This is a genomic window from Mycobacterium sp. ITM-2016-00316, assembly GCF_002968335.2.
Classification (GTDB): Bacteria; Actinomycetota; Actinomycetes; order Mycobacteriales; family Mycobacteriaceae; genus Mycobacterium.
Genome location: NZ_CP134398.1, coordinates 4,076,868 through 4,103,732, shown reverse-complemented (window position 1 = coordinate 4,103,732; position 26,865 = coordinate 4,076,868). Strand labels below are relative to the sequence as shown.

The following is a 26,865-nucleotide window of genomic DNA, read 5'->3' as shown; positions in this document are numbered from 1 at the left end:
ATGTGACTTCGGCGCGTTCCCGCACATACGGGAACGCGCCGAAGTGTTGAGGGGGTCTAACGCAGCGGCGTGTAGTTGATGTTGAGCTCGGTGAGCCCGCGCAGCACGAATGTCGGCTCATAGTTGAAGTTCTGATCCCCTACGGGGCCGTGCTTCTCGGGATCGACGGTGATATCGCCCATCCGGTCCAGCAGCCGCTCGATCGAGACGCGGCCCTCCACGCGGGCCAGCGGACCACCCGGGCAGGAGTGCACACCGCGACCGAAGGCCATGTGCTCGCGCACATTCTTGCGGTCCAGCCGCAACTCGTGCGGATTCTCGAAGCGTTTCGGGTCGCGGTTGACCGCACCGGGGAGCACCATCACCGGGGCACCCGCCTTGATCACCACACCGCCGACCTCGGTTGTCTTGCGGGCCAACCGGAAATCGCACTTGACCGGGCTCTCCAGGCGCAGCGACTCCTCGATGAACGTCGGGATCAGACTGCGGTCATCGCGCAGCTGCTGCTGCACCGCGGGATTCTCGGCCAGCACCCGCATCGCGGCGCTGAGCAGCTTGGTGGTGGTCTCCTGGCCGGCGGCGAAGAGGAACGTCGCCGAGCGCACCGGCTCGATGACAGGAGGTACCGAGCCATCGGGATAGAGCGCGGTCGCCAGTGAGGTCAGGACGTCCTCGCGCGGGGTGGCCCGGCGGTCCTCGAGGTAGGCGATGAACTTGTCGTCGAGGAACTGCAACGGGTTCTCCGCGACGGTCTCCTGCTCCAGGGAGCCCACCCGGGCGCCGGGGCGATCGGCGCCCAGCACCGTACGGAACTGCTTGTGGTCCTCCTCGGGCACGCCGAGCAGGTCGGCAATCACCAGCAGCGAGAACGGCTTTGCGTATTCGGCGAGGAACTCACACCGGCCGTGGTCGAGGAACTCGTCGAGCTGGACGTCGGCCAGCTTCCACATGAAATCCTCGTTCTCCTTGAGACGGCGCGGGGTCAGCAGCCGGTTCAGCAGGGAACGTGCCTTGGTGTGGTCGGGCGGATCCATGGTGACCATGTGCTCGAACATGGGCAGCAGGTGCCGGTGTGCCTCGAGCTGCTCGGAGATGTCGTCACCCTCGGGGGTGAAGGGCAGCGGCGGGAACGGACCGCCGAGGGCGACCGCATTGGAGAACGCATCGGTGTTCTTGTAGACCGCGACCGCTTCCTCGTACCCGGTGACCGCGTAGCAACCCCACGGCGGCACCTGCAGCACCGGATTCTGCTCACGCAGGTAGTCGAAGTAGGGGTAGGGATTGGGAACCAGCGACTGGTCGGTGAGGAAATCCAGCGTCGCGTATTCGCTCATGTAGGTCGATCTCCCGGGCTGTGGGTGGGATGGTGTCAGCGCTGTCGTGCCGGCGGACCGAGAATCCGGCGGAAGCAATGCCGTTGAAAGTGCTGTGCACCTGCTTAGCATGTGGATAGAGTCGTGGTCAAGGTCACAACCGGCGAGTCGATACGATCCGGTGGGCGGCCGTGCGGACGTACCGGATAAGTGTCGAGCAAAGGGTGGAGTGTCATGTCCACAGCGCGCAGGATCGGGGCGCCGGATGCCAAGAACCGGGGCGTCCTACTCGACGCCGCGCAGGCGCTGATGATCGACGAGAGCTACGCCGCGGTCACCTCGCGGCGGGTCGCCGAGCGGGCGGGGCTCAAGCCCCAGTTGGTGCACTACTACTTCCGGACCATGGACGATCTGTTCCTGGCGGTGTTCCGCCGCCGTGCCGAGCAGGGACTGGTGGTGCTGGAAGCCGCGCTGAAATCGGCGCAGCCGCTGCGGGCCATCTGGCTGTTCAGCACCGATCAGGAGTCCACCCGGCTGACCATGGAGTTCATGGGGCTGGCCAATCACCGCAAGGAACTGCGCGCGGAGATCAGCTACTACGCGGAGCGCTTCCGGGAGGATCAGCGGGTGGCCATGTCCGCGGCACTGGAGCGCTACGGGGTGGACCCCGGCGACGTCCCACCGGTGGTCTGGGCCGTCATCGGCACCAGCCTGTCGTGGGCGCTGGTGATGGAACAGGCGTTGGGGATGTCGGCCGGGCATGCCGAGACACTGGAGTTCGTGGAGCGCTGGCTGCGCGAACTCGAGGGGGAGGCGCTGCCGTTGGAGCAGATTTTCGGTGACCTTGCGGGCAGTGGTTTCGAGGCGGCGGCCGGGAAGTTGCCGCCGGGTCCCGTTCACTAGCGTCACGCCCCGACGAAGTACAGCCCCAGCAGCAGCGCGAAGAGGGAGATCACCCAGCCGGTGGTGGCCGCTTTCAGCCACCGCGGTGCGTGCCGGACCTCCATGAAATACCAGATCACCAGCTGCGATTTCACCGCGGCGATGAGTAGAACCGCCACCGTCACCGTCGCGTTGAGGACGTGTGCGGAGCCGGTGTCGCGTGCCGTCAGCCAGGACACCAGGGTGACTGCGGTGAGCAGTGCCCACGCGATGGTCAGCGGATTCCGCAGATACGACGTCATGATCACCTCATCACGTAGAGCAGAGCAAACAGGACGAGCCACAGCACATCCACCATGTGCCAGTAGGTGGCGGCGGTCTCGACGAACGAGATATTCGGTGCTGCAGGCCCTCTCAGGTTGCGGATGACGAAAGAGAGGATGACCAGGCCGAGCACGACATGGCACAGGTGCAGTCCCGTCATGACGAAGTAGTACATGAAGAACAGATTCGTGCCGGGAGTGATGCCCGCGACGATCTCGGGAACGTACTCGAAGAGTTTCAGGACGGGGAACGTGACACCCAGGGCCAGCGCAATTCCGAAGAGCCGCAGACCATCCGAGGCCTTGCCCGCCCGCACGGCCGATGTGCCCAGCGCGACGAACAGCGAGCTGGTGAGCAGCACGAGGGTGTTGGCGGCGCCGATGTCCAGGTTCAGCCGTGCCTGGCTCTCGAGGAACAGTGCCGGCTGCTGGCCGCGGTAGTACATGTAGGCCACGAAGTATGCGCCGAAGATGAGCAGGTCGCCGATGACGAAGAACCACATGCTCGAATCGCCCGGGATGTGTTTGTACAAGCCGGAATTGCGTTCCGCGCTGCCGACGCGCCGGCTGTGCGTGACGCCGGTCATGCGTTCTCGAGTTCGTGGTCGGGTTGATTCCTGATAGACCGGTAGATGCAGACATAGACGATGATCTGCCAGGGCACGTAGATCACCATGGCGAACCAGAACGTCATCACACCGTTCCAGGCGAACGGTCCCGATGTGGAGATCCAGACCGGAGCGGCCATGAGTTCGGTGACGTACTGCCAGACGGTGTAGTAGCCGAGCCATTTGGGCAACACCCGGTTGCGGTCCAGGATGATGGCCAGCCCGAAGGCCATCCACATCACGCAGAAACACCCCAGCGACCCGATGTAGGCGAGGTAGCCGAAGTCGTAGAGCATGGCCAGCACCGCGGGGTCGTAGCCGGCGCGGAACGACCCGAGGCCGAAGCAGAACATCGGGAACAGCATGCCGACGATGGCCCCGGACATGGAGCCGACCATCAACGAGTACCGGAACACTGGGCTCACCGACATGCGCTTGATCTGGATCAGGTACACCGCGTTGGACAGCGGGGCCAGACCGAAGGACAGCGTCAGGATGGCGCACGCGATCAGCAGATTGGGCGACTGCATGAACTCGACGATCTGCGACGACGAACTGCTCGGAGATCGCGGAGGCATCATCCAGCTCAGCGGGACGAACACGATGCCGAACAGATTGAAGAAGAACGGCACGGTGCAGAAGGCGATCCATTGATCGAGTTTGCGGTTCCGGCGTTTCGGTGGTGGGGACTCGATGGCGGGAGATGCTGTCGCGATATCGCTCACACCAACACCTCCTGCTCCTGTTCGCTCCCTTGGCGATTCACGATCCGCAGCAGCACCGGGAACATCACCACCAGATATGCCGCCAGCACCGCCATACGCAGCGTGAAGGACACGGACCCGTCCCAGGCCAGGGGGCCCGAGGTGAACAGGACCGAGAACGCGCCGGGAATCAGGAGTATGGCGGTCGCGATGTTGAAATGTGCCACCCAGCGCGGAAAGACCGGCTGCGGTTTCTCGTCGAGATAGATGCTCGCCGCGAAGCAGAGGTTCTGCACGACGATGGTGCCGACCGGCGCGATGAAGAAGAACCACGCCATGTCGTTGAGCAGGCTGATCAACTGTGGGTCCCGGTCGGGCCTGAAGGCGGCGACCCCCCAGCAGTAGTCGGCCAGGATGAAAGCCGTTGTGCCGACCCCGACGCAGATGATGTAGGCGTAGCTGAAGACACTGCTGGAGGTCGCGGTGCGGGAGATCTGCACGGCGATCACCGCGAAGAGCGGCACCAGGGAGCCGGCGATCAGATTGCACAGGATGACCACGCCGAGGATGCCGGTGTTGTGGTCGCGAAAGAACGCCGCGACGTCCTCGGGCGTCATCGTCGGCGACAGCGGCGGTGAGAAGATCGGGAACAGTAGGAAGGCAAGGGCGAAAAGGGCCATGGCCGGCGGCGCCGTCCACAGCAGAATGCGTTGACCCCGGGTATTCATCGGCACCTGCCCATCGCCTGGTCGCTAGCCGTTCGGCTATCCACGGGGCCAGGGTAGCCGATCGGCTACTCTGGCTCAAGGGTGGTGACCTACCGCGGTGCGCCGTGCGAGGTGACCGTGTCCCTCGCGCTGGCCAACGTTGCAGAGCTCCGGATAGAACTCATCCAGCAGACCGACGACACGTCGAGTTCGTCGAATCGGGGCCGGGCTTCCACCAATTCGCTTAGTGGACAGAAGATTTCGACGCCACCAGCGGCTATTTGCCCTTGTTCATCACCTTGTCGGCGGCATCCCAGTGTTCCTGGGAGACCCAGAGTCCGGCGAAGGCCGCGACCGCCTCGGTGGTGGTCGCTCCCTTGATGACCCGTTTGATCTCGCCGGCGGGTCGGCGGGCCAGCAGTTGGGCCGTCTCGCGCCACGAGGTGGCGAACTCGGCGCGGGGTATCACCTGATCGATCAGTCCGACCCGCTCGGCGGCGGGGGCATCCAGTACCCGCCCGGTCCCGGCCAGCAGCAGCGCCTGGCTGCGCCCGACCAGATGGCCGAGCCGCTCGGCGCCGCCCCAGGCCGGCATGATCGCCAGCGAGATCTGGTTGAAGCCGATCTTGATGTCATCGGCGGCGATCCGGATATCGGCGGAGACCGCCACCTCGGCGCCACCGCCGAGCGCATGTCCGTTCAGTGCGGCGATCACCGGGCCGGGGAAGCCGGCGATGCGATCACAGATCGCCCGCATCCGCCAGGCCATCGACGACGCCTCCAGCTCGGTGCGCAGCAGTGCCAGTTCCTTGAGGTCGCCCCCGGAGACGAACGCCCGGTCACCGGCCCCGGTGATGGCGAGCGCGGATGCACCGGCGGCGCCGTCCAGGGCCGTGTTCAGTTGGTCCATCGTCTCCAGCGAGATGGCGTTGCGGGCATGCGGGCGGTCGATGGTGATGACCGCCAGTTCGCCGTCCAGTTCGAGGTCGACCATCAAAGGTTCTCCGATTTCGGTATTGGCATTCTCGGCAGGTGAGAATAGCATCACCAGCATCTGCCCGGCGTTGCGGAGGTGCTGTCATTTCGATCCGAAAAATCCCTGCTGAGCTGAGTAAACGGTACGTGGAGCAGGGGTGGTGGACACCGGAAACACTCGGCCAGCTGCTGGCCGACGGCTTGCAGGCGAGTCCCGACGCCGGGTTCTTCGTACACTCCGAGACCCGGCCCTTCGCCGGTACCTTCGCCGACGTCGAGCACCGCGCCCGTCGGCTGGCCGCCGGCCTGGCCGAGCGTGGTGTCGGCGCGGGCGACGTGGTGGCCCTGCAGCTGCCGAACTGGATGGAAGCCGCCGTCGCGTTCTGGGCCTCGGCGTTCCTGGGCGCGGTCACCGTCCCGATCGTGCATTTCTACGGCCGCAAGGAACTCGGTCACATCATCGCGACCGCCCGGCCGAAGGTTTTCATCAGCACCGCGGAATTCGGGCGGATGACGTTCCACCCGGATCTGTGCACCGAGGTGCCGATCGTCGGATTGGTCGGCGCCGATGGCGAGTTGGCCTTCGACCGGCTGCTGGCCGACGAGCCGATGACCGGGACCGTGGACGCCGATCCGGCCGCCCCGGCGCTGATCGCGTTCACCTCGGGCACCACCAAGGAACCCAAGGGTGTCATCCACAGCCACCAGACGCTGAACTGTGAGACCCGCCAGCTGCTGGCCAACTACCCGCCGGGTCGCGGTCGCCAACTCACCGCCACCCCGGTCGGACACTTCATCGGCATGCTCGGCGCGTTCCTGATCCCGGTGCTCGAAGGCGCGCCCATCGACCTGTGCGATGTGTGGGATCCCGGCCGGGTGCTCGACATCATCGAGCGCGACGGGCTGTCCATCGGCGGCGGACCGCCGTACTTCGTCACCAGCCTGATGGACCACCCGGGTTTCACCGACGCGCATCTGGCCCGGTTCTCCACCGTTGGGCTGGGTGGGTCGACGGTCCCGTCCGCGGTCACCCGGCGCCTCGCCGACCTCGGACTCTTCGTGTTCCGTTCGTACGGCAGCACCGAGCATCCCTCGATCACCGGTTCGGGACCGGCAGCGCCGGAGGACAAGCGGCTGTTCACCGACGGCAATGCCCGGCCCGGTGTGGAGATCCGGCTGGGACCCGACGGCGAGATCTTCAGCCGCGGCCCCGACCTCTGCCTGGGCTATACCGATGACGTGCTGACTGCGGAATCGTTCGACGACGACGGCTGGTACCGCACCGGCGATATCGGCGTCCTCGACGAGGACGGCTACCTCACCATCACCGACCGCACCGCCGACCTGATCATCCGGGGCGGCGAGAACATCAGTGCCCTCGAGGTCGAGGAAGTGCTGCTGAGCATGCCCGCGGTGCAGGAGGCCGTCGTGGTGGCGGCCCCGGATGCGCGCCTCGGCGAGCATGTCGCGGCTGTGCTGCGAATCCGGCCCGGGGCCCAGATGCCCACGCGCGAGCAGGTACGCGCCCACTTCGAACAAGCGGGCGTGGCTCGGCAGAAGTGGCCCGAGGAACTGGTCGCGCTATCGGAGGGAGAGGACTTCCCGCGGACCGCGAGCGGCAAGGTGCAGAAATTCAGGGTGCGACAGGCCGTGAGCGATTCGGCCTCGGCCGCACCCAGGGGCATTGCGACATCCACAACATGAGAATATGATTCTCACGAACTGAAAAGGAGCATCTCATGGGTCAACTGTCGCATCGGGTCGACATACCGTTTCCGCTTTTCGATGCGGACAACCACCTCTACGAGCCTCCGGAGGCGATGACCAAGTACCTCCCCAAGGAGTACAAGGACATCGTCCAGTACGTGGAGATCAACGGCCGCACGAAGATCGCCATCAAGGGCCAGATCAGCAACTACATCCCGAACCCCACCTTCTCGGTGGTCGCCAAGCCGGGCGCCTGGGAGGAGTACTTCAAGTTCGGTAACCCCGACGGCAAGAGCAAGCGCGAGCTGTTCGGCGAGCCGATGAAGGCCATCCCGGCGTTCTTCGAGCCCGAGCCGCGCATCAAGGTGATGGACGACCTCGGTCTGGACCGCACGCTGATGTTCCCGACGCTGGCCAGCCTCATCGAGGAACGCCTCGCCGACGATCCGGTCGCCATCCACGTCATCGTGCACGCGCTGAACGAATGGCTGCACGAGGTGTGGGGCTTCAATCACAAGGGCCGCATCTTCACCACTCCGGTGATCACCCTGCCCATCCTGGACAAGGCGCTCGAGGAGCTGGAGTGGGCGGTCGCGCGCGGCGCCCGTGCCATCCTGATCCGCCCGGCACCGGTGCCCGGCTTCCGCGGCCCGCGGTCGTTCGCTCTGCCCGAATTCGATCCCTTCTGGGAGCGTTGCGTGCATCACGACATCTTCGTGGGCATGCACTCCAGCGACAGTGGCTACTCGCGCTACACCTCGGAGTGGGATGGCGGGGCGCAGGAGATGCTGCCGTTCCAGACCAACGCGATGTCCATCCTCAACGAATGGCGTCCGATCCAGGACGCGGTGGCCTCCTGGGTCATTCACGGCGCACTCTTCCGGCACCCGAAGCTGAAGGTCGGCATCGTCGAGGCCGGCTCCAAGTGGATGTTCCCGCTGTTGGATTCGATGGCCGAGGTGTACAAGAAGGCGCCGGAGGCGTTCCTGGGTAACCCGATGGAAGAGATCAAGAACCGCATCTACGTCAGCCCGTTCTACGAAGAGGGCATCGATGATCTGATCAACCTCATCGGCGTCGACCAGGTGCTGTACGGCTCGGACTGGCCGCACCCGGAGGGCCTGGCGGAGCCGACGCACTATGTGACCGCCCTGGAGCATCTCTCCATCGAGGACCAGGCAAAGATCATGGGCGGCAACCTCGGGCGCCTCATCACCACGTAATTTCGCGAGTGACGTATACCCAAGAGTGGCAGACCATCCCGGAGATGGTCTTGAGCGTCGGCGACCGCTTCGGTGATGCCGAAGCGGTCGTTGACGGTTCCCTGCGGCTGAGCTATATCGAACTGGCGCAGCGTGTTCGGTGTGCCGCGGGAGCTTTCGCCGAATTCGGTATCGGCAAGGGCGACCGGGTCGCGATCTGGGCGCCCAACTCCGCAGGCTGGCTGATCGCCGCCTTCGGTGCGGTGACCGCCGGTGCAGTGGTCGTCCCGGTGAACACCCGATTCAAGGCCGAAGAGGCCGCCGATATCATCACCCGCAGCGGCGCCAAGGCCGTCCTGGTCCAAAACGGCTTCCTGGGCCAGGATTTCAGCGTTCCCGCTGGCGTCCCGGCGATCGAGATCACCTCGGGCTTCCTGGACAGCGGGCAGCCCTTCGAGGCGAAGGGTCTGCTGGGCACCGATATCGCCGACATCATCTACACCTCCGGCACCACCGGCCGGGCCAAGGGAGTGATGATGAATCATGAACAGACGCTTCGGTTGTACACCGAGTGGTGCGATCTGGCCGACCTGCGCCAGGGCGACCGCTACCTGATCGTCAACCCGTTCTTCCACACCTTCGGCTACAAGGCCGGCTGCATCTCCTCGCTGATTCGCGGCGCCACCATCCTGCCGGTTCCGGTGTTCGACGTGCCCGCCGTCGTGGACCTCATCGAGGCCGAAAAGATCACGATGCTGCCGGGCGCCCCGACGCTGTACCACTCACTGCTGGCGGTCACCGACAAGCATCGGCTGGCGACCCTGCGCGCCGGGGTCACCGGGGCCGCTGACATCCCGGTGGAACTCATCCGCCGGGTGCACGAGGAACTGCCCTTCCAGACGCTGGCGACCGGGTACGGATTGACCGAGGCCGGCACGGTCACCCTGTCCCGCCCCGGCGATACCTTCGAGGACATCGCGACCACCGCGGGCAGGCCCTGCGACGGTGTCGAGGTGCGTATCGCCGCGGACGCGGAGGTGCTGGTGCGCGGCTACACCGTGATGCAGGGCTACCTGGATGATCCGGTGGCCACCGCAGAGACGATCGACGCCGACGGATGGCTGCACACCGGGGATCTGGGAACCGTCGACGACGCTGGACGGCTCAAGATCGTCGGCCGCAAGAAGGACATGTTCATCGTCGGCGGGTTCAATGCCTACCCGGCCGAGATCGAGGGCTTCCTGCTCGAGCACCCCGCGGTCCGTCAGGCGGCGGTGATCGGCGTGCCCGACGAACGGATGGGCCAGGTCGGCAAGGCCTTCGTGGTGTGCCGTGAAGGCGACGATGCCCTGAGCGAGGCCGATTTGATCGCTTGGAGCCGTGACCGGATGGCCGGGTATAAGGTGCCGCGGTACGTAGAGTTTCTGGATGAGCTGCCCCTGAACGCCACGGGCAAGGTGATGAAGGATCGCCTTCAGGACCTCGCCCGCTGAGCGTACGCACAGCACGGAAATAGCGTTTCCGCAGGAAGAGCATTGTTTCTGGGCGAATCGATGATGGGGTATCGTCGAATGAATAGTCGAATTTGATAACGCCATTCTCGTTTGGCGCAGGAGGTCATGATGTCGACCCGGAAGCCTGGCGAAGCGTCGCCGGACGCCGATCAGGCGGACGTCGCGGATTTGTCCGCCGAGGAGGCAGAGGCGCTTGCCGCAGCCGCCGAGGCCGAAGCGGCGGCAGCCCGCGCGCGGGCCAATGTGCTCAGGGTGCAGCAGGCCAAGGCCAAGCAGGCCGCTGAAGCCGCCGACGAAGCGGCCGCTGACGACGCAGTCGAAGACATCGACGTGGTCGCCGAGGACGTCGCAGTCGACGACATTGACGCGGCTGAAGATGACGCGGCTGAAGAGGGTGAAGATGCCGAGGACGACTCGGACCCCGTGCGCCGCAGCCGGAAATTCACCAGCATCGTCAAGTACGCCGCGGTGATCCTCGCGGTCCTCGGCATCGCCGCGCTGGCCAGCACCAGTGCCTGGATCGTGGTCAAGCACCAGCAGGCCGAGCAGCGGCGGGACCTCAGCGCCCAGTTCTCAGCTGCCGCACGTCAGGGCGTGGTGTCGCTGATGTCGCTGGACTTCAATCGCGCGCAGCAAGACGTGCAGCGCATCATCGACAACTCCACCGGTCAGTTCCGCGAGGATTTCCAGAGTCAGGCCGAGGAGTTCGCGAAGGTCGCCGAATCGTCGAAGGTCGTCACCGAGGCGAACGTCACCGCCACCGCGGTGCAGACGATGACCGACGACACCGCCGATGTTCTGGTGGCGGCCGCCTCGACCATCACCAATGCGCAGGGCGCCAAGGAAGACCCCCGCAGCTGGCGGCTGATCGTGAGCGTGGCCCGCGATGGTGACCAGATCAAGATGGCGAAAGTTGAGTTCGCGCCGTGACCGTGAAGAACGAAGAAGAACTGTTGACCGCTGTCGAGATCGACGCAGAAGATGGTCCCGAGGACGCCGTGGCCGCCGAGGAACCGGACGTGGCGACGGGTGGACCGCCCGATCGCCCGGCAGGCCCGGTACGCCGGGTGCTCCACGGTGCTGCCCGCTTCTGGGTGGCCATCACGTTGGTGGTGTTGTTGGCCATCACCGGAGGCGTGACCGCGTGGCTGTACTTCAATCAATACAAGCCCGATCAGGCCACCGGAACCGCCGCCGCCGACACCGCGCTGAGCGCCGCCAAAGACGGAACCGTTGCGCTGCTGTCGTATTCGCCGGAGACCCTCGACGAGGACTTCACCAACGCCAAGACACATCTGACCGGTGATTTCCTGAACTACTACAACCAGTTCACCGAGCAGATCGTCACGCCGGCGGCCACCAAGAAATCGGTGCAGACGAGCGCGGCGATCGTCAATGCGGCGGTCGCCGAACTGAATCCCGAATCGGCGGTGGTGCTGGTGTTCCTGAACCAGACCACCACCAGCACGGAGAACCCGGATGGATCGTTCTCCACCAGCGCCGTCAAGGTCGGCCTGACGCGGGTGAACGACGACTGGTTGATCTCGTCCTTCGATCCGGTGTAGCCGTTGCCGTCGCCGACCTCTCCTGCCGATCTGGTGCTCTCCGGTGGCGGGGTCAAGGGGGTCGGTCTGATCGGCGCGGTGGTCGCCCTGATGGACGCCGGCTACCGGGCGCAACGCGTTTCGGGCACGTCTGCCGGCTCCATCGTCGGGGCGATCGTCGCCGCAGCGCGCGGGCAACTCACCGGCATTGAATTCAAAGACATTGCGCTGGAATTGAAGTACCGGAAATTCCGGGACCCGGGGCTGGTCGGGCGGTTACCGGTCATCGGGCAACCGCTGGCCCTGGTGCGGGGCCGCGGCATCTACAAGGGCGACTACGCGCACGACTGGGTGCGCGGGCAACTCACGAATCTCGGGGTCCGTACCTTCGGTGACCTCGCCATCGATGATGACGACCTACCGGTCGAGCAGCGCTACAACCTGGTGGTCACCGTCACCGATGTCACCACCGGCCAGTTGGTGCGGCTGCCCTGGGACTATCGCAGGGTCTACGGTCTGGACCCTGATGAGCAGCCTGTCGCCGATGCGGTGCGCGCCTCGATGTCGATCCCGTTCTACTTCCGTCCGGTGACGCTGACCGATGCCGCGGGGCGGAGCTCCACCCTGGTCGACGGCGGCCTGCTGTCCAACTTCCCGGTCGACTCTTTGGATCGCGCCGACGGTGGTGTTCCGCGCTGGCCGAGTTTCGGCGTCACGGTACTGCCGCACCTGCCGAATGACACCGACCACCTGCTGCCGAGTTGGGGACCCCTGCGCCGGCTGGTGCCCTCGCGAATGCTCGACGATGTCATCACCACTGTCCTGGTGGGCCGCGATCAGGCGTACCTGAATCAGCCCTGGGTCAACGCCAGGACGGTGCGCGTCGACTCGACCGAGGTGGGATTCCTCGATTTCGATATCAGCGACACCCAGGTCGAGGCGCTGTACGCCAACGGCTACTCGGCGGCGCGGGATTTCCTGGCCGGGTGGGACTGGGAGGCCTACCTCCGGCGCTTCCGGTCGGCCCGCCCGCTACATTGACCGCGGTGAAACTCTCAGCGATCCTGCCGCTACCGGTGTCGGCGGCCCGGCACCCGGAGTCGGTGTTCACCCCCGTCGACGGGGAACCGGCACTGGTGCGGATCGTGCGCGGTCTCACCGCGCAGGTCACCGAGGTGCTGGTACCGGCCGACGCGGCAATCTACGAGCGGGCGCGCGCCGGCCTCACCGGTTTGCCGGCCCGGGTCATCGTGGCGGGCGAAAACAGCAGCACCGCAGACTGTCTGAGGGCGGTGCAGCCACACCTGCAGGCCTCCGCTGGTACCCATGTGCTGGTGGCCGAGCACCGCCATCCAGTGCTGTCGCGAGATCTTCTCGCCCGTGTCGTCGCGGCGCTGGCCGACGGCGCTGAGCTGGTCGTCCCGGTGCTGCCGGTCACCGACACCGTGAAAAGGGTTGACGGGCAGGGTGTCATCCGATCGACGGTGGACCGTTCCGAGCTGAAGATCACCCAGTATCCGTTCGGTGCCGCGGTGGCCCGGCTGGACGATCTGCCCGCGGTACTGAGCGCCTCGGCCGACCTGGTGTGTGTCGCCGGCGACGCGGACGCGATCCCGTTCGACCTGCCCGCCGATGCCGCGCTGCTGGCGGCCGTCATCGACTGTCGGCGTTGACCGTTCCCGCCAGCAGGTGCTCGGCCAGCCGGATGTCCGGCGGGTAGGTTACCTTGAGATTGGTTGCGGCCCCGGGGAATACCCGCACGTCGACCTCGGTGAAATGCTGTACGCACGCCGAGGTGTCGGTGCCGTCGAAGGACTCGTCGGCCGCGCGTCGATAGGCCTGCAGCAACGGCCCGGCCCGGAAGGCCTGCGGTGTCTGAACACGTACCAACCGCTCGGTCAGCGGTTCGAGCCCGCCGCCGGGTCGTGGCCGGGCCAAGCCCGTCGCTGCCACCGCGGGCACGGCGCCACCGTGGCGGCGGGCCGTGTCGAGCGCTGCGCGCATGAGATCCGGGCCGGCCAGCGGACGCGCGGCGTCGTGGATGAGCACGACCTCGACGGTGCCGTCCTCGATATCGGCGGCGATGTGGCGCAGCATGTTGAACTCGGATTCGTGGCGGCTGTCGCCACCCTCGACGAGTTCCACCGCGACACCGGGCAGGTCGTCGCCAAGGGTCCGGGCCGCCACGTCGCGCTCGCCCCGCCGGTATACCAGGATGACCCGGCCGACCTCTGCGGTGCCGGCCACCGCCCGGACCGACCAGGCCAGCATCGACCTGCCGGCCAGCCTCAGATACGCCTTGTTGCCGTCGGCGCCGACCCGCGCACCGATTCCGGCAGCCAGCACCACACCGACCGCGGTGCGGGGATCCGAAGCTGGGGACACGCGCTCACGCTAGCGTGTTGCGTCGGTGAGCCGGTGCGGGCCGGGTCCATCGGGGAGAGGATGACCGGGTGAGCGTTTCCACACCACAGCCTTCGGTTCCGAGCGGGGCGCACCGGCTTCGCCGGATGTCGGGTCGCGATCCGCACGAGCAGCACCGGGCAGCGACTCCGCTGGAGTTGTTGTTCGACCTCACCTTCGTGGTGGCGTTCGGCGTCGCCGCATCGGAGTTCGCGCACGCGATGGCCGCGGGGCATGTACCGGCGGGCCTGGCGGGCTTCGGGTTTGTGATGTTCGCCGTCTGCTGGGCGTGGATCAACTTCACCTGGTTCGCCTCCGCCTACGACACCGATGACTGGGTGTACCGGCTGATGACGATGCTGCAGATGGTCGGTGTGCTGATCCTGACTCTCGGCATACCGGACGTGTACGCCTCGCTGGAGCACGGCGGGCACGTCGACAACGTGGTGATGGTGGCCGGATATGTGGTGATGCGGGTCGCCATGATGGGGCAGTGGCTGCGCGCGGCGCGGCAGGATCCCGCGCGCCGCAGTGCCTGTCTGACCTATGTCGCGGCGATCTCGGTTGCTCAACTCGGATGGATTGCCGCCATTTTCGTGCACACCTCGCTGTCGGTGACGCTGTTGATCATGGTGGTACTCATCGGCGTGGAGATGCTGGGTCCGGTGATCGCGGAGCGCCGGGCCGGCGGTACCCCATGGCACGCCCACCACATCTCCGAAAGATATGGCCTGATGGCGATCATCGCGCTGGGGGAGGGAGTGGTCGGCACCGTGGCGAGCCTGTCCGCGGTGGTGCATGACCAGGGCTGGACCACGGACGCGATCCTGGTGGCGCTGGCCGGAATCGGGTTGACCTTCGGCATGTGGTGGCTGTTCTTCATGGTGCCCTCGGCCGAACTGCTGCACGCACATCGCGAGACGTCGTTCTGGTTCGGCTATCTGCCCATCCTGCTGTTCGGCGCGATCGTCGGCACCGGTGCCGGGCTGCACGTTGCGGCGTACTACCTGGAAGAGCATTCCGAACTCGGTTCGGTGGGCACGGTGTTGTCGGTGGTGATCCCGGTGGCGGTCTACATCGGGTTGATCTACCTGCTGCACTCGCTGTTGTTGCGCAGCGTCAACGCGGTGCACCTGCTGCTTGCGGCGCTGACCGCGGCCGTCCTGGTGGGTGCGGTACTGCTGGCGCTGTCGGGTGTCTCGATGGCGGTCTGCCTGGTGGTCGTCACGGCAGCACCCGCGGTGGCGGTGATCGGCGACGAATGGGTCGGGCACCGCCGGACGGCGGCCGCGGTCGCCGCCCGCACCGGGACTTAGCGTCCGGCCGGCTCGAAGGTCTCCAGCAGCGACCGTTCTTGCTCGGCCTTCATCAGGCGCCGCGCCTTGCGGCGGGTGATCAGGATGCCGATGACGGCGAGCACCCACACCACGTATTGCAGCGTCCACGCCAGCCGGAACGAGTCGGTGGAGTAGCCGCCGGCGGCGTCGAGAATCCAACCCATCGCCTGCATCAGCAGCAGCGAGGCCAGGAACCCGCCCATGTTGACGAAGCCCTGCGCGGTGCCCAGGGTCGCGCTCGGGTTGAACGTGCGGGCGAAATCGAATCCGACCATCGAGCCCGGCCCGCCGACGGAGATGATCACGACGAGCAGCACCAGCAGCCACAGCGGCGCCTGGCCGGGGATGGCCAGCACGACCGTCCAGATGAGCGCGTTGCTGCCGATGATGGCCAGCACCATCATCGACCGCTTGTGCGGATACCGGCCGGTGAGGATGCCGAGCACGACACCGGCCGAGATCGCCGTCACCACCGAGATGGTCAGCAACATGCCGGCCACCGCACGGGTCTGGCCCTGCGCGGTGGTGACGTAGGGGACTCCCCACATCAGGGCGAACGCGGTGACCGAGAACTGGGTGCCCATATGGGTGAAGAAGCCGAGCCGGGTACCCGGGCGCATCCACACGGTGCGCAGGCTCGCCATGGTGTCCCGCACGTTCATGGTCTCGGTCGTCACCAGACGGCCGCTCGGGGTGTTCTGCAGCACGGCGGCCGCCAGCACCATGGTGAGCACGCCGAATGCGGTCACGGTGAGGTAGGCCGAGGTCCAGCCGTTGACACCCAGCAATGCCAGGAACGGCACCGCCGACAGCACCTGACCGAGTTGGCCGCTGATCCCGGTCAGCTGTGTCAGCAGCGGCACCCGCTTGGCGGGGAACCAGTGCGGCACCAGCCGCAGAACGGAGATGAAGGTGACCGCGTCCCCGAGCCCGACGACGGCGCGCGCGGCCAGCGCCAAGGGCAGTGAATCGGTGAGTGCGATCGCGAGCTGGCCGGTCACCATCAACGCGGCGCCGGAGATGATGAGGAGCTTGGAGCCGTAGCGGTCGAGCAGCACGCCGGCAGGCACCTGGGCACCCGCGTAGACGATGATCTGCAGCACCACGAACGTCGACAGCACGCTGGGACCTGCGTGGAAGCGGTCGCCGGCCTCCAGCCCGGACACTCCGAGCGTGGTGCGGTTGAGCACCGCCACGATGTAGGCGAGTAGTCCGGTCGCCCAGATGATCCAGGGACGCACGCGGACCTCGATTCCTTGAGCGGGTGGGGGAAGTTAGGGCAATGGTCCCAAATTGGTGGGATGAATCGCCAATCATTATCGGTGAGATCGCTCACCGAGGTTGCCAGGACTGACATCTGTGCTGTTTAGCGCGCATCGTGTGCTTCGCTAGTCCTGCGCGAGCCGGGCTAGAGTGGAGAAATGCGTGCGTTTCACCGCCGACTCGGTGCAGGGGCACACGGGCGGCGCTGAACGAATACCGACATCGGACGGTTGGTGGCGCGCTCTCCGGACCCGCTGGTGTACGCCCGCATCGTGGTCACGCTGCTGGATAGGAGCCGGGACGGTGTGGAGTGGCCGGCCGACACCCTGATCTCGGTGCTGGAACGCGAGGTTGCCGAGGTTTGCGGATCCATGGACCCGCCCCCGGGCAACATTGACGATATGGGCCGGTGGGTCGCCGACTGCGCCGGGATCGGCCATGCCGTCATCGCCGACCAGCTGCGGCGGGCACTGCTCGCGCGGCCGCTGACGGCGGTGTCCGGTGACGACAGGACCTGACGGCGGGCTGGCAAACCACCCGTCACGGGGCGGACCGGACGGCGCGCCGGCGTCGGGCGGGTACAAAACTTACCGATCAGTAATAATTGCCAGCAAACAATTTCCGCCACCGTCCACCGGCGGGTGGACACTTCGAGGGGATATGTCCTTTCGGGGGCGCGATTCGCAGCGCCGTCGGCGGTGTCGGAGAACACCAAATTCTTAGATAACGATTTCATAACGGCATCGCGCTGATCTGGGAAGTTATAGCTACTCGACCGTAACCGCCTGCATGCAGGACGTTTGTCCCGCAGAAGTTTGAGTGGCGCAGGGGTCGTTGTTACCCAACGTATGGTTACCCGTCCGTAGACTCGCCAGTAACCATTTAAGGTCGGAAAATCGCTCTAGTTCTTATGACACTCTTAGTGGGGTTGGGCTGCCCTCTGGGCGCGTTCTGGAGCCGGCTTCCGGTGCTCCCGGACCGCGCCGATGAGAACCAGCCCGACGGAGATTCAAAGCTGAATCACCGCCGACCAACAGGACGACGGGGCCGTCGGGGATCCCGTACGCATCCTCGCCGCGACGACGCGGCACACCGGTACGACCAGCGACATTGCGTGAAAAGACTGCACCACCGAGGGAGATACACAACGTGACGATCAACGAGCACGACAGGGTGACAGCCGGCAGCAAGAACAGCCTGAACGAGGGATCCTTGACCGGCGCACATGCGCTCGTCGATCTGCTGAATGCCGGTGAGCCGTATGCGGTCGCGTTCGGTGGTCAGGGTGGCGCCTGGTTGGAGAGCCTGGAGGAGCTGGTCAGCTCCGCGGGTATCGAGTCCGAGCTCAGCGAGCTGGTCGGCGAGGCGGCGCTGCTGCTGGAGCCGGTGGCCCGCGAACTCGTCGTGGTGCGCCCGATCGGCTTCGAACCGCTGCAGTGGGTGCGCGCGCTGGCCGCCGAGGAGCCGCTGCCCGACACCAAGCAGCTCACCACAGCCGCCATCTCCGGGCCCGGCATCCTGCTCACCCAGATGGCCGCCATCCGCGCGCTGACGCGCCAGGGCCTGGACCTGATGGGCACTCCGCCGGTGGCAATGGCCGGGCACTCCCAGGGCATCCTGGGTGTCGAATCGCTCAAGGCCAAGGGCACCCGTGACGCCGAACTGCTCGCGCTGCTCCAGCTGATCGGTGCCGCCGGTTCGCTGATCTCCCGCCGCCGCGGCATGGTCGGCCGCGGTGACAAGACCCCGATGGTCTCGGTCACCAATGTCGACCCCGCCCGCATCGCCGAGCTGCTCGAAGAGTTCTCCACCGACGTCCGCACCGTGCTGCCCCCGGTGCTGTCCATCCGCAACGGCCGTCGCTCCGTCGTCATCACCGGCACCCCCGAACAGCTCGGCCGCTTCGAGCTGTACTGCTCGAAGATCACCGAGAAGGAAGAAGCCGAGCGCAAGAACAAGCTGCGCGGTGGCGCGGTGTTCGCCCCGGTCTTCAACCCCGTGCAGGTGGAGGTCGGCTTCCACACGCCGCGGCTGGCCGACGGTGTCGCGCTGGTGGACCGCTGGGCGGCCCAGTGCGGTATCGACGCCGAGCTGGCCCACCGCATGGTCGAGTCCATCTTCGTCAGCCCCATCGACTGGGTCGCCGACGTCGAGGCCCTGCACACCGCCGGCGCGCGCTGGATCATCGACCTCGGCCCCGCCGACACCGTCACCCGCCTGACCGCCCCGGTGATCCGCGGCCTGGGCATGGGCATCGTGGCCGCCGCCACCCGCGCCGGTCAGCGCAGCCTGTTCACCGTCGGCGCCGTGCCCGAGGTGCCCGCACCGTGGACGAGCTACGCCCCCTCGACGGTCACCCTGCCCGACGGCTCGGTGAAGCTGTCCACCAAGTTCACCCGCCTCACCGGCTATTCGCCGATCCTGCTGGCCGGGATGACCCCGACCACCGTCGACGCCAAGATCGTCGCCGCAGCGTCCAACGCCGGGCACTGGTCTGAGCTCGCCGGTGGCGGCCAGGTCACCGAGAAGATCTTCGACGACCGTATCGCCGAATTGACCCAGCTGCTCGAGCCGGGCCGCGCCATCCAGTTCAACTCCCTGTTCCTCGACCCGTACCTGTGGAAGCTGCAGCTCGGCAGCAAGCGCATCGTGCAGAAGGCGCGCCAGTCCGGTGCGCCGATCGACGGTGTCGTCGTCACCGCCGGCATCCCTGAGCTCGACGAAGCCGTCGACCTCATCAAGGAACTCAACGGCATCGGCATCACCCACGTGGTGTTCAAACCGGGCACCATCGACCAGATCAAGTCGGTCATCAAGATCGCGGCCGAGGTGCCCGGCAAGGATGTCATCGTTCATATCGAGGGCGGCCGCGCCGGTGGTCACCACTCGTGGGAGGACCTCGACGATCTGCTGCTGGCCACCTACGCGGACCTGCGCAAGCTGTCCAACATCACCATCTGCGTCGGCGGCGGTATCGGTACCCCCGAGCGTGCGGCCGAATACCTGGCCGGTCGCTGGGCACACGACTACGGCTTCCCGCTGATGCCGGTCGACGGCATCCTGGTCGGCACCGCCGCGATGGCCACCCTGGAGGCCACCACCTCACCCGCGGTCAAACAGCTCTTGGTGGACACCAAGGGCACCGATGTGTGGGTCGGAGCCGGAAAAGCACAGGGCGGCATGGCATCCGGGCGCAGCCAGCTCGGCGCCGACATCCATGAGATCGACAACACCGCATCGCGCTGCGGCCGCCTGCTCGACGAGGTCGCCGGTGACGCCGACGCCGTTGCCGAGCGTCGCGACGAGATCATCGCCGCGATGGCCGACACCGCCAAGCCGTACTTCGGTGATGTCGCCGATATGACCTACCTGCAGTGGCTGGACCGCTACGTGGAACTGGCCATCGGCGAAGGTGATTCGACCGCCGACACCAAGGCCGCCGATTCGCCGTGGCTCGACGTCACCTGGCGGGACCGCTTCGAGGAGATGCTCAAGCGTGCCGAGGCCCGCCTGCATCCCAGCGACTCCGGCCCGATCGACACCCTGTTCGCGGACGCCGAAGGCGAAGCGCTGCTGGAGCATCCGGCCGCAGCCGTCGACATCCTGCTCAACCGGTACCCCGACGCCGAGACCATCAAGCTGCACCCGGCCGACGTGCCGTTCTTCGTGACCCTGTGCAAGACCCCGGGCAAGCCGGTCAACTTCGTGCCGGTCATCGACAAGGATGTGCGCCGCTGGTGGCGCAGCGATTCGCTGTGGCAGGCCCACGATGCCCGCTACACCGCCGACCAGGTCTGCATCATCCCCGGCACCGCCGCCGTCGCCGGTATCACCCGGGTCGACGAGCCCGTCGGTGAACTGCTGGACCGCTTCGAGCAGGCCGCCGTCGACGAGGTCGTGGCCAGCGGAGCCGTCGCCGTCCCGGTGGTGTCGCGCCGCCAGGCCAACACCGCCGTCACCGGACCCATTGCCGTGGTGCTGGATTCGCCCGATGTGCTGTGGGCCGGCCGTACCGCGATCAACCCGGTGCACCGCATCGGCGCCCCCAGCGAGTGGCAGGTCAACGAGAACCGCGCCGCGACACACCCGTCCACCGGCTCGCGACTGGAACTCACCGATGCGGGCGTCACGCTGAGCGTGCCGCTGTCCGATATCTGGATCGACATCAAGCTGACGTTGCCGGCCGCCACGGTCAACGGCGGCATGCCCGTCGTCACCGCCGAGGACGCCGCCGCGGCGATGCGTGCGGTGCTGGCCATCGCCGCCGGCGTCGACGGGGTGGATGCACTGCCCACCGTCGTCGACGGCACCGCGACGGTCACCGTCGGCTGGGACCCCGAGGAGGTCGCCGATCACACCGGCGTCACCGCCACCTTCGGCGCCCCGCTGGCCCCGGGCCTGACCCTGGTGCCCGACGCGCTGGTCGGCCGCTGCTGGCCCGCGGTGTTCGCCACCATCGGATCGGCCGCCACCGATGCCGGTTTCCCCGTCATCGAGGGCCTGCTCAGCCTGGTGCACCTCGACCATGCCGCGCACCTGCTCGCGCCGATGCCCACATCGGAATCCGAATTGACGGTCACCGCAACGGCTTCGGAGGCAGTCGACACCGAGGTCGGACGCGTCGTGCCGGTCAGCGTGCTGATCACCGATGCCGAGGGCACCGAACTGGCGCGCCTGGAAGAGCGGTTCGCCATCCGCGGCCGCACCGGTGCCGTCGAGCTGGAGGACCCGGTCCGTGCCGGCGGCGCGATGACCGACAACGCCACCGACACCCCACGTCGCCGTCGCCGTGACGTCACCCTGACCGCGCCCACCGATATGAGCGCGTTCGCCGTGGTGTCCGGTGACCACAACCCGATCCACACCGACCGCGCCGCAGCGCTTCTGGCCGGGCTCAAGGGCCCGATCGTGCACGGCATGTGGCTGTCGGCCGCCGCTCAGCACGTGGTGACCGCCACCGACGGCCGCGCCACCCCGCCGGCCCGCCTGGTGGGCTGGACCTCCCGCTTTTTGGGCATGGTCCTGCCCGGTGACGAGATCGAATTCCGCGTCGACCGGGTCGGCATCGACCGTGGTGCAGAAATCATCGAGGTCACCGCGAAGGTTGGCGGCGATCTGGTGATGGCCGCGTCCGCACAGCTGGCCGCCCCGAAGACGGTGTACGCCTTCCCCGGTCAGGGCATCCAGCACAAGGGCATGGGCATGGAGGTCCGGGCCCGGTCCAAGGCCGCCCGCAAGGTCTGGGACATCGCCGACAAGTTCACCCGCGACACGCTGGGCTTCTCGGTGCTGCACGTGGTCAAGGACAACCCGACCAGCCTGATCGCCTCCGGTGTGCACTACCACCACCCCGAGGGTGTGCTGTACCTGACGCAGTTCACCCAGGTCGCCATGGCGACGGTGGCCGCCGCACAGGTCGCCGAGATGCGCGAGCAGGGTGCCTTCGTCGAAGGCGCCATCGCGTGTGGGCACTCCGTCGGTGAATACACCGCTCTGGCTTGCGTTTCCGGTGTCTACGAGCTGCCCGCGCTGCTCAAGGTGGTCTTCCACCGCGGCTCCAAGATGCACGACATCGTGCCGCGCGACGAGAAGGGCCGCTCCAACTACCGGTTGGCCGCGATCCGCCCGTCCCAGATCGACCTGCCCGATGACGATGTCACGGCGTTCGTCGAGGAGATCTCCGAGCGCACCGGCGAATTCCTGCAGATCGTGAACTTCAACCTGCGGGGCTCGCAGTACGCCATCGCCGGCACCGTGCGCGGTCTGGAAGCTCTGGAGGAGGAGATCGAGCGGCGCCGCGAGATCAGCGGCGGCAAGCGCTCGTTCATCCTGGTGCCCGGTATCGACGTGCCGTTCCACTCCGAGGTGCTGCGTGTCGGTGTGGCCGACTTCCGCCGCTCCCTGGAGCGCGTCATGCCGACCGACGCCGACCCGGACCTGCTGGTGGGCAAGTACATCCCGAACCTGGTGCCGCGGCCGTTCACCCTGGACCGCGACTTCATCCAGGAGATCCGCGACCTGGTGCCCGCCGAGCCGCTCGACGAGATCCTCGCCGACTACGACACCTGGCGTAACGAGCGTCCGCGCGAGCTGATGCGCAAGATCGTGATCGAGCTGCTGGCATGGCAGTTCGCCAGCCCGGTGCGCTGGATCGAGACCCAGGACCTGCTGTTCATCGAAGAGGCCGCCGGCGGTCTCGGGGTGGAGCGGTTCGTCGAGATCGGCGTCAAGACCGCGCCGACCGTGGCGGGGCTGGCGACCAACACGCTGAAGCTGCCCGAGTACTCGCACAACACCACCGAGGTGCTCAACGCCGAGCGTGACGCCGCGGTGCTGTTCGCCACCGACACCGACCCGGAGCCCGATGAGGAGGTGGCCGCCACCGAGGCGGCACCGACGGCCGCGGCTCCCGCAGCCGCACCGGCACCGGCCGCCGCACCCAGCGGTGGCCCGCGCCCCGACGACATCGGCTTCGACGCTGCCGACGCCACTCTGGTGCTCATCGCGCTGGCATCCAAGATGCGCCTCGACCAGATCGAGCCGCTGGATTCCATCGAATCCATCACCGACGGTGCGTCCTCGCGGCGTAACCAGATGCTGGTGGACCTGGGCTCCGAGCTCAACCTCGGCGCCATCGACGGCGCGGCCGAAGCCGATCTGGCCGGCCTCAAGGCGCAGGTGACCAAGTTGGCCCGTACCTACAAGCCGTTCGGGCCGGTGCTGTCGGACTCGATCAACGATCAGCTGCGGACCGTCTTCGGACCGTCCGGCAAGCGTCCGGCCTACATCAACGAACGTGTCTCCAAGACATGGGAACTGGGCCCCGGCTGGACCAAGCACGTCACCGCCGAGGTGGCGCTGGGCACCCGCGAGGGTTCCAGTGTCCGCGGCGGCAACATGGGCGGCCTGCACGACGGTGCGCTCGCCGACGCCGCTTCCGTCGACAAGGTGATCGACGCGGCGGTGCAGGCGGTCGGTGCCCGCAAGGGCATCCCGGTCAGCCTGCCGTCCTCCGGCGCGGCCGCCGGCGGCGTGGTCGACTCGGCGGCGCTCGGCGAGTTCGCCGAGCAGGTCACCGGACCCAACGGTGTGCTGGCCAACGCCGCGCGCACGATCCTGGGCCAGCTCGGACTGGACAACCAGGTCAGCGCCGAGGAAACCGTCAGCGATGCCGATCTGATCGACCTGGTCACCACCGAACTCGGTTCGGACTGGCCGCGTCTGGTGTCCCCGGTGTTCGACGCCCGCAAGGCCGTGGTGTTCGACGACCGGTGGGCAAGTGCCCGTGAGGATCTGGCCCGGTTCTGGCTGCTCGACGAGAGCGAGATCGACGCCGACTGGCAGCGCCTGTCGCAGAGCTTCGAGGGTGCGGGCAACATCGTCGGCACCCAGGCCAGTTGGTGGCAGGGCCGGGCACTGGCCCACGGCCGCAACGTGCACGCCGCGCTGTACGGCCGCGCCGCCGCCGGTGCGGAGAACCCGGACAAGGGTGGCTACGCCAACGAGGTCGCCGTGGTGACGGGTGCCTCGAAGGGGTCGATCGCCGCATCGGTGGCCGCCCAGCTGCTGGAGGGTGGCGCCACCGTCATCGCCACCACGTCGCGACTCGACGATGACCGGCTGGCGTTCTACCGCACGCTCTACCGCGATCACGCCCGCTTCAACGCCACCCTGTGGGTGGTCCCGGCCAACATGGCGTCCTACTCGGATATCGACGCACTGGTCGAGTGGGTCGGCAACGAGCAGACCGAGAACCTGGGTCCCAAGGCGATTCACCTCAAGGACGCGCAGAACCCGACGCTGCTGTTCCCGTTCGCCGCACCGCGGGTGGGTGGGGATCTCTCCGATGCCGGTGCGCGCTCCGAGATGGAGATGAAGGTCCTGCTGTGGGCCGTGCAGCGGCTCATCGCCGGCCTGTCGCATCTGGGCGCCGAGCGTGACATCGCCTCACGTCTGCACGTGGTGCTGCCGGGCTCGCCCAACCGGGGCATGTTCGGTGGTGACGGCGCCTACGGCGAGGCCAAGGCCGCCCTCGATGCCGTGGTCACCCGCTGGAAGGCCGAAACCTCGTGGAGCCAGCGTGTTTCGCTGGCGCACGCGCTGATCGGCTGGACCAAGGGCACCGGTCTGATGGGCCACAACGACGCCATCGTCGGCGCCGTCGAAGAGGCCGGTCTGACCACCTACACCACCGCAGAGATGGCCTCGAAGCTGTTGGCGCTGTGCGATATCGAGTCCAAGGTCGCCGCCGCCCGGGCGCCGATCGAGGTCGACATGACCGGCGGTCTCGGCGAGATCGAGATCGACATGGCCGAGCTGGCCGCCAAGGCCCGCGAGGAGATGTCCGCCGCGGCCGACGATGACGACGACGATGACGAGGCCGGAAAGATCCGCGCCCTGCCCTCGCCGCCGCGCGGATACACCGCGGCACCGCCGCCGGCGTGGGACGACCTGGACGTCGACCCCGCCGATCTGGTGGTGATCGTCGGTGGCGCCGAGCTCGGACCGTACGGTTCCTCGCGGACCCGCTTCGAGATGGAGGTTTCCGGCGAGCTGTCGGCCGCCGGCGTCCTGGAGCTGGCCTGGACCACCGGGCTGGTCAAGTGGGAGGACGATCCCAAGCCGGGTTGGTACGACACCGAGACCGGTGATCTGGTCGACGAGTCCGAACTGGTCGAGCGCTACCACGATGCCGTGGTCGCCAAGGTCGGCATCCGCGAGTTCATCGATGATGGGGCGATCACCTCGGATCACACCGCACCGCTGCTGGTGTCGGTGTTCCTCGACAAGGACTTCAGCTTCGTGGTGTCCTCGGAGGCGGATGCTCGCGGTTTCGCCCAGTCCGATCCGGAGCACACCGTCATCGCGCCGCTCCCCGACAGCGGCGACTGGCAGGTGACCCGCAAGGCGGGCACCGAGATTCGGGTGCCCCGCAAGGCGAAGATGTCGCGCACGGTCGGCGCCCAGGTGCCTACCGGGTTCGACCCGACCGTGTACGGCGTGAGCCAGGACATGGCGAGTTCTGTCGACCGTCTCGCGCTGTGGAACCTGGTCACGACGGTGGACGCGTTCCTGTCGGCGGGCTTCACACCGTCGGAGCTGATGCGCTGGGTGCACCCGAGCCTGGTGGCCTGCACGCAGGGCACAGGTATCGGTGGACTCACCTCGATGCAGCGAATGTTCCACGGCAACCTGCTGGGTCAGAGCAAGCCGAACGACATCCTGCAGGAGGTGCTGCCGAACGTCTTCGCCGGCCACGTGGTGCAGTCCTACATCGGCAGCTACGGCTCGATGATCCACCCGGTCGCGGCGTGCGCCACGGCGGCGGTGTCGGTCGAGGAGGGTGTCGACAAGATCCAGCTGGGCAAGGCCGAGTTCGTGGTCGCCGGTGGTTACGACGACCTGACGCTGGAGGCCGTGACCGGTTTCGGCGACATGTCGGCCACCGCGGATACCGAGGTCATGCGTGCCAAGGGCATCAGCGATGCGAAGTTCTCCCGCGCCAACGATCGTCGCCGGCTCGGGTTCGTCGAATCCCAGGGTGGCGGAACGATTCTGCTGACCCGCGGTGACCTCGCGGTGCAGATGGGCCTGCCGGTGCTGGCCGTGGTGGCCTACGCCTCGTCCTTCGGTGACGGTGTGCACACCTCGATCCCGGCTCCGGGCATTGGTGCGCTGGCTTCCGGTCGCGGTGGCACCCAATCCCGGTTGGCCCGTTCGCTGGCCAAGCTGGGTGTCGGTGCCGACGACATCGCGGTGATCTCCAAGCACGACACCTCGACGCTGGCCAATGATCCCAACGAGACCGAGTTGCACGAGCGGCTCGCGGCCTCGCTGGGACGCTCGAAGGGCGCACCGCTGTTCGTGGTCAGCCAGAAGAGCCTCACCGGTCACGCCAAGGGCGGTGCCGCGGCCTTCCAGATGATGGGTCTGTGCCAGATTCTGCGTGACGGCGTCATCCCGCCCAACCGCAGCCTGGATTGCGTCGACGATGAGCTGAACCACGCCAAGCACTTCGTCTGGGTGCGGGAGCCCCTGCACCTGGGGGAGAAGTTCCCGCTCAAGGCCGGTCTGGTGACCAGCCTCGGGTTCGGTCACGTGTCCGGTCTGGTGGCGCTGGTGCATCCGCAGGCGCTGCTGGCCGCACTGCCGGCCGATCAGCGTGCCGACTACCAGGCCCGGGCCAACGCCCGCGTGCTCGATGGTCAGCGGCGGCTCGCCTCGGCGATCGCCGGTGGGCCCGCGCTGTACGAGAAGCCGGCCGATCGCCGGTTCGGCAACGACACCCCGGAGAAGCGTCAGGAAGCGGCCATGCTGCTCGATCCCGACGCCCGCCTGGGTGCTGACGACCACTACTCGAAGTGACCGAAAGCGAGTCGGCTA

At 67.0% G+C, this 26,865-nt stretch carries 19 protein-coding genes; 11 read left to right on the top strand and 8 right to left on the bottom strand.

Going from position 1 to position 26,865, the window contains the following annotated elements:
- Nucleotides 1-56: 56 nt before the first annotated feature.
- The gene (locus tag C6A86_RS19670) at nucleotides 57-1,334 is read right to left on the bottom strand and encodes a cytochrome P450 (protein ID WP_311100836.1); all 1,278 of its coding nucleotides are present in this window, start codon (nucleotides 1,332-1,334) and stop codon (nucleotides 57-59) included.
- 213 nt (nucleotides 1,335-1,547) lie between these two features.
- On the opposite strand from C6A86_RS19670, the gene C6A86_RS19665 reads away from it, so the two are divergent.
- Nucleotides 1,548-2,216, top strand: coding sequence for a TetR/AcrR family transcriptional regulator (locus tag C6A86_RS19665; protein WP_105361391.1), 669 nt, complete (start codon nucleotides 1,548-1,550; stop codon nucleotides 2,214-2,216).
- Between the two features lie 2 nt (nucleotides 2,217-2,218).
- On the opposite strand, the gene C6A86_RS19660 is transcribed toward C6A86_RS19665, so the two are convergent.
- The 5 genes from C6A86_RS19660 to C6A86_RS19635 form a co-directional block, all read right to left on the bottom strand.
- Nucleotides 2,219-2,497: a cytochrome C oxidase subunit IV family protein gene (locus tag C6A86_RS19660; RefSeq protein WP_105361392.1), complete on the bottom strand. Its 279-nt coding sequence runs from the start codon at nucleotides 2,495-2,497 to the stop codon at nucleotides 2,219-2,221.
- Between the two features lie 2 nt (nucleotides 2,498-2,499).
- Nucleotides 2,500-3,105, bottom strand: coding sequence for a cytochrome c oxidase subunit 3 family protein (locus C6A86_RS19655; protein ID WP_396833901.1), 606 nt, complete (start codon nucleotides 3,103-3,105; stop codon nucleotides 2,500-2,502).
- On the bottom strand, nucleotides 3,102-3,851 hold the full coding sequence (locus C6A86_RS19650; protein ID WP_105361764.1) for a hypothetical protein: 750 nt from the start codon (nucleotides 3,849-3,851) through the stop codon (nucleotides 3,102-3,104). Before C6A86_RS19650 ends, C6A86_RS19655 begins: the two co-directional genes overlap by 4 nt.
- Complete coding sequence (locus C6A86_RS19645) at nucleotides 3,848-4,558, bottom strand: hypothetical protein (RefSeq protein ID WP_105361763.1); 711 nt, start codon at nucleotides 4,556-4,558, stop codon at nucleotides 3,848-3,850. The genes C6A86_RS19650 and C6A86_RS19645 overlap by 4 nt, the downstream gene beginning before the upstream one ends.
- A gap of 256 nt (nucleotides 4,559-4,814) precedes the next feature.
- Nucleotides 4,815-5,531, bottom strand: a complete 717-nt coding sequence (locus tag C6A86_RS19635; RefSeq protein WP_105361762.1) for an enoyl-CoA hydratase/isomerase family protein — start codon at nucleotides 5,529-5,531, stop codon at nucleotides 4,815-4,817.
- 92 nt (nucleotides 5,532-5,623) lie between these two features.
- On the opposite strand from C6A86_RS19635, the gene C6A86_RS19630 reads away from it, so the two are divergent.
- The 7 genes from C6A86_RS19630 (at nucleotide 5,624) to C6A86_RS19600 (ending at nucleotide 13,152) form a co-directional block, all read left to right on the top strand.
- Nucleotides 5,624-7,216, top strand: coding sequence for an AMP-binding protein (locus C6A86_RS19630; protein WP_105361766.1), 1,593 nt, complete (start codon nucleotides 5,624-5,626; stop codon nucleotides 7,214-7,216).
- Between the two features lie 35 nt (nucleotides 7,217-7,251).
- Nucleotides 7,252-8,442: an amidohydrolase family protein gene (locus C6A86_RS19625; RefSeq protein ID WP_105361761.1), complete on the top strand. Its 1,191-nt coding sequence runs from the start codon at nucleotides 7,252-7,254 to the stop codon at nucleotides 8,440-8,442.
- Between the two features lie 44 nt (nucleotides 8,443-8,486).
- Nucleotides 8,487-9,914, top strand: coding sequence for a FadD3 family acyl-CoA ligase (locus C6A86_RS19620; RefSeq protein WP_233212862.1), 1,428 nt, complete (start codon nucleotides 8,487-8,489; stop codon nucleotides 9,912-9,914).
- 111 nt (nucleotides 9,915-10,025) lie between these two features.
- A complete protein-coding gene (locus C6A86_RS19615; RefSeq protein WP_311100835.1) occupies nucleotides 10,026-10,865 on the top strand; it encodes a hypothetical protein in 840 nt (279 codons plus the stop codon).
- Nucleotides 10,862-11,500, top strand: coding sequence for a hypothetical protein (locus C6A86_RS19610; protein WP_105365363.1), 639 nt, complete (start codon nucleotides 10,862-10,864; stop codon nucleotides 11,498-11,500). The genes C6A86_RS19615 and C6A86_RS19610 overlap by 4 nt, the downstream gene beginning before the upstream one ends.
- Nucleotides 11,501-11,503: 3 nt before the next feature.
- On the top strand, nucleotides 11,504-12,520 hold the full coding sequence (locus C6A86_RS19605; RefSeq protein ID WP_105365364.1) for a patatin-like phospholipase family protein: 1,017 nt from the start codon (nucleotides 11,504-11,506) through the stop codon (nucleotides 12,518-12,520).
- A 5-nt stretch (nucleotides 12,521-12,525) separates the two neighbouring features.
- Nucleotides 12,526-13,152, top strand: coding sequence for a 2-C-methyl-D-erythritol 4-phosphate cytidylyltransferase (locus C6A86_RS19600; protein ID WP_158263323.1), 627 nt, complete (start codon nucleotides 12,526-12,528; stop codon nucleotides 13,150-13,152).
- On the opposite strand, the gene C6A86_RS19595 is transcribed toward C6A86_RS19600, so the two are convergent.
- Nucleotides 13,133-13,864, bottom strand: coding sequence for a 2-C-methyl-D-erythritol 4-phosphate cytidylyltransferase (locus tag C6A86_RS19595; protein ID WP_233213175.1), 732 nt, complete (start codon nucleotides 13,862-13,864; stop codon nucleotides 13,133-13,135). The two genes, C6A86_RS19600 and C6A86_RS19595, sit on opposite strands and share 20 nt — an antisense overlap.
- Nucleotides 13,865-13,989: 125 nt before the next feature.
- On the opposite strand from C6A86_RS19595, the gene C6A86_RS19590 reads away from it, so the two are divergent.
- Nucleotides 13,990-15,198, top strand: coding sequence for a low temperature requirement protein A (locus C6A86_RS19590; RefSeq protein ID WP_105365366.1), 1,209 nt, complete (start codon nucleotides 13,990-13,992; stop codon nucleotides 15,196-15,198).
- Here the strand turns inward: C6A86_RS19590 and C6A86_RS19585 are convergent.
- Entirely contained in the window at nucleotides 15,195-16,460 is a 1,266-nt protein-coding gene (locus tag C6A86_RS19585) for a nitrate/nitrite transporter (protein ID WP_105365367.1), read from the bottom strand. The genes C6A86_RS19590 and C6A86_RS19585 overlap by 4 nt on opposite strands.
- 255 nt (nucleotides 16,461-16,715) lie before the next feature.
- On the opposite strand from C6A86_RS19585, the gene C6A86_RS19580 reads away from it, so the two are divergent.
- Complete coding sequence (locus tag C6A86_RS19580; RefSeq protein WP_105365368.1) at nucleotides 16,716-17,000, top strand: hypothetical protein; 285 nt, start codon at nucleotides 16,716-16,718, stop codon at nucleotides 16,998-17,000.
- Nucleotides 17,001-17,631: 631 nt separating this feature from the next.
- Complete coding sequence (locus tag C6A86_RS19575) at nucleotides 17,632-26,847, top strand: fatty acid synthase subunit beta domain-containing protein (RefSeq protein WP_396833895.1); 9,216 nt, start codon at nucleotides 17,632-17,634, stop codon at nucleotides 26,845-26,847.
- Nucleotides 26,848-26,865 lie beyond the last annotated feature (18 nt).

What these genes read in the sequence shown, in the direction of transcription:
- C6A86_RS19670 (WP_311100836.1), bottom strand. Translation starts at nt 1,334, where the DNA reads ATGAGCGAATACGCGACGCTGGATTTCCTCACCGACCAGTCGCTGGTT.
- C6A86_RS19665 (WP_105361391.1), top strand. Translation starts at nt 1,548, where the DNA reads ATGTCCACAGCGCGCAGGATCGGGGCGCCGGATGCCAAGAACCGGGGC.
- C6A86_RS19660 (WP_105361392.1), bottom strand. Translation starts at nt 2,497, where the DNA reads ATGACGTCGTATCTGCGGAATCCGCTGACCATCGCGTGGGCACTGCTC.
- C6A86_RS19655 (WP_396833901.1), bottom strand. Translation starts at nt 3,105, where the DNA reads ATGACCGGCGTCACGCACAGCCGGCGCGTCGGCAGCGCGGAACGCAAT.
- C6A86_RS19645 (WP_105361763.1), bottom strand. Translation starts at nt 4,558, where the DNA reads ATGAATACCCGGGGTCAACGCATTCTGCTGTGGACGGCGCCGCCGGCC.
- C6A86_RS19635 (WP_105361762.1), bottom strand. Translation starts at nt 5,531, where the DNA reads ATGGTCGACCTCGAACTGGACGGCGAACTGGCGGTCATCACCATCGAC.
- C6A86_RS19625 (WP_105361761.1), top strand. Translation starts at nt 7,252, where the DNA reads ATGGGTCAACTGTCGCATCGGGTCGACATACCGTTTCCGCTTTTCGAT.
- C6A86_RS19620 (WP_233212862.1), top strand. Translation starts at nt 8,487, where the DNA reads ATGGTCTTGAGCGTCGGCGACCGCTTCGGTGATGCCGAAGCGGTCGTT.
- C6A86_RS19590 (WP_105365366.1), top strand. Translation starts at nt 13,990, where the DNA reads ATGTCGGGTCGCGATCCGCACGAGCAGCACCGGGCAGCGACTCCGCTG.